This window comes from Streptomyces sp. NPDC054840 (assembly GCF_053611065.1).
Window position 1 is genome coordinate 1 of the sequence record NZ_JBSGZP010000937.1, and the last position, 2,256, is coordinate 2,256.

A 2,256-nucleotide genomic window follows, 5' to 3' on the forward strand; every position below is an offset into this window, starting at 1 on the left:
GTAACCGCCGCCGGGGCGCGGCACCCCGGTGCGACGCGGGACGCGGGCGCCGGACCCCGGACGCGGGCGCCGGACCCGGGGCGGGGCGCGACGCCCCCGGGCGACGCGGCACCCGGCGCGGGACCCTGGCGACGCGGGACGCGGGCGCCTCCACGGCCGGCGAGGCCGGATCTTCAGCCGGAGGGGTGGGATCGGGCGACGCAGGCAACCCGGCGGACCTCGGACACGTCTCGATGGACGGGACGGAACACGGCCCCGCCGTGACCTTTGTCATCCAGTGAGACCGTTTTTCCCCCGCGATAACCGCATATGACGCAGGCCTTAGCCAGGGACGGCATTCCGTTTGCCGGGCAGGGACCGCTAGGGTCTGCCGGACGAGCGCACCCTCGGGGGGAGGGAAGGAACCGGAGACGATGCCCGTACCCGTACCGCGGCAGAGGGACACCTCGGCCACGGAGAGCGGTCAGGCCGTTCTGCACACCGCCGCCCCGGCCGTAGCCGCCACGGGCGTCGCGCAAGCGACCACTCAGACGACCACTCCCCACACGACCACTCCCCACACGACCCCGCTGACCCTCCTGGTCATCGAGGACGACCCGGCCGGCGGCCTCACCGTCCCCGAGATCCTCGACGCGGACGGCCACCGCATCCGGCTCCGCACCGCCCGCAACCTCACCGAGGCCGAGCGGCTGCTCACGCCCGACGTGCACTGCATCCTCCTCGACCTGTCCCTCCCGGACTCCAGCGCCCGTACGCCCGGAGCCGCCTCCAACGGCTCGGTCAACGGGACGGCGGGCACGGGCAGCGGAATCGGAACCGGCACTGCCGTGGACCAGCTGGTCGCCCTCCGCCAGGTGCTGCGCATCGCCCCGCGCCACGCCGTCCTCGTCCTCACCGGCGAGGACGACGTCGAGCGCGCCGCCGAGGCCGTCCGGGTCGGCGCCCAGGACTTCCTCTTCCGGGACGAGCTGGACGGCCGGCTGCTGAGCCGCGCCATCCGCTACGCCGTGGAGAGAAAACGGGCGGACATCGCCCAGTACAAGCTCGCAGAATCGAAACTGCGCGCCCAGGAGAACGCCCGGCTGGAACGCGGTCTGCTCCCCACGCCCCTCCTGGAGGGCTCCGACCTCCGCTTCGCCGCCCGCTACCGCCCCGGCCGCAGCCGGGCCCTGCTCGGCGGTGACTTCTACGACACCGTCCGCACCCCCGACGGCACCGTCCACGCCATGATCGGCGACGTCTGCGGACACGGCCCCGACGAGGCCGCGCTCGGCGTCGAGCTCCGCATCGCCTGGCGCGCCCTGACCCTGGCCGGCCTCTGCGGCGACGACCTGCTGGCCACCCTCCAGCAGGTCCTGGAGGTGGAGCGGCCGTGCGAGGAGATATTCGCGACGCTGTGCACGGTCGACATCGCCCCGGACGGCCGCCGCGCCGGTCTGTGTCTGGCCGGCCATCCGGCTCCGCTGATATCCCGGCCCGGCCGCCGCGCGCAGCTGCTCCCCTACGAGAACAGCGGCCCGGCCCTCGGGCTGCTGCCCCGGGCCCGCTGGCCGCGCCGCCAGGTGGAGCTCGGCGGCACCTGGAGCCTGATGCTCTACACCGACGGCCTGATCGAGGGCCACATCGGCGAGGGCAAGGAACGTCTGGGCCAGGACGGCATGGTCGACATGATCAACCGCCACCTGGACCGTGGTCTGAGCGGTGAGGGCCTGCTGGAGGCCTCCGTCACCGAGGCCCGCCGCCTCAACGGCGGCGAGCTCACCGACGACGTGGCCGTGGTCCTGCTCTCCCGCGCAGAGGGCTGAGGGCTGTCCCGGATCCGGCTCCGGCCGCCGCGCGCCCAGCGTCTATCGCCCCGCGTCTACCGTCCGCCGTTGTAGGGCCCGTACGGCCCGTCGCTGCTGCTGCCGCCGCGCCGGCCGCCCCCGCCCGAGACCTGCTTGAGGGCCGGGCGTACGTCGACGAAGAACACGATCGTCGCGACGAGACCGGCGATCTGCAGGAACAGCATCCCCAGGAAGAAGTCCACGGCCACGGTGACGCCGAGGATGACCAGCCAGAAGGTCTTGCTCTGCTTTTCGGCCGCCCGGTACGCGTCCTCGCGCGCCACCAGGGCGATCACGAAGGCCACGACGGCGAGCGCCAGCATGACGTACCCCAGGAACGGGATCACGCCCCGATCGAACCCATCGATCAACATCGCTTCGACCGCCTTCTCAGCTTCTGCTTCGCACTTCCGATGCCGCCCGACTCCAC

At 73.0% G+C, this 2,256-nt stretch carries 2 protein-coding genes and 1 pseudogene; 2 read left to right on the forward strand and 1 reads right to left on the reverse strand.

What is annotated here, in order from left to right:
* Together ACWGIU_RS36160 and ACWGIU_RS36165 are read left to right on the forward strand one after the other, a co-directional pair.
* Positions 1-281 (forward strand): annotated as a pseudogene (locus ACWGIU_RS36160) (hypothetical protein); the annotation flags it as partial.
* Between the two features lie 132 nt (positions 282-413).
* Positions 414-1,805 (forward strand): PP2C family protein-serine/threonine phosphatase, encoded by a 1,392-nt coding sequence (locus tag ACWGIU_RS36165; protein ID WP_453712321.1) that lies wholly within the window; start codon positions 414-416, stop codon positions 1,803-1,805.
* Between the two features lie 56 nt (positions 1,806-1,861).
* Here the strand turns inward: ACWGIU_RS36165 and ACWGIU_RS36170 are convergent, their stop codons facing one another.
* Positions 1,862-2,200: a DUF2516 family protein gene (locus ACWGIU_RS36170; RefSeq protein WP_453712322.1), complete on the reverse strand. Its 339-nt coding sequence runs from the start codon at positions 2,198-2,200 to the stop codon at positions 1,862-1,864.
* Between the last annotated feature and the right edge of the window lie 56 nt (positions 2,201-2,256).

Bases quoted from the DNA above. Each gene is read 5' to 3' on its own strand.
- ACWGIU_RS36165 (WP_453712321.1), top strand. From the start codon at position 414: ATGCCCGTACCCGTACCGCGGCAGAGGGACACCTCGGCCACGGAGAGC.
- ACWGIU_RS36170 (WP_453712322.1), bottom strand. From the start codon at position 2,200: ATGTTGATCGATGGGTTCGATCGGGGCGTGATCCCGTTCCTGGGGTAC.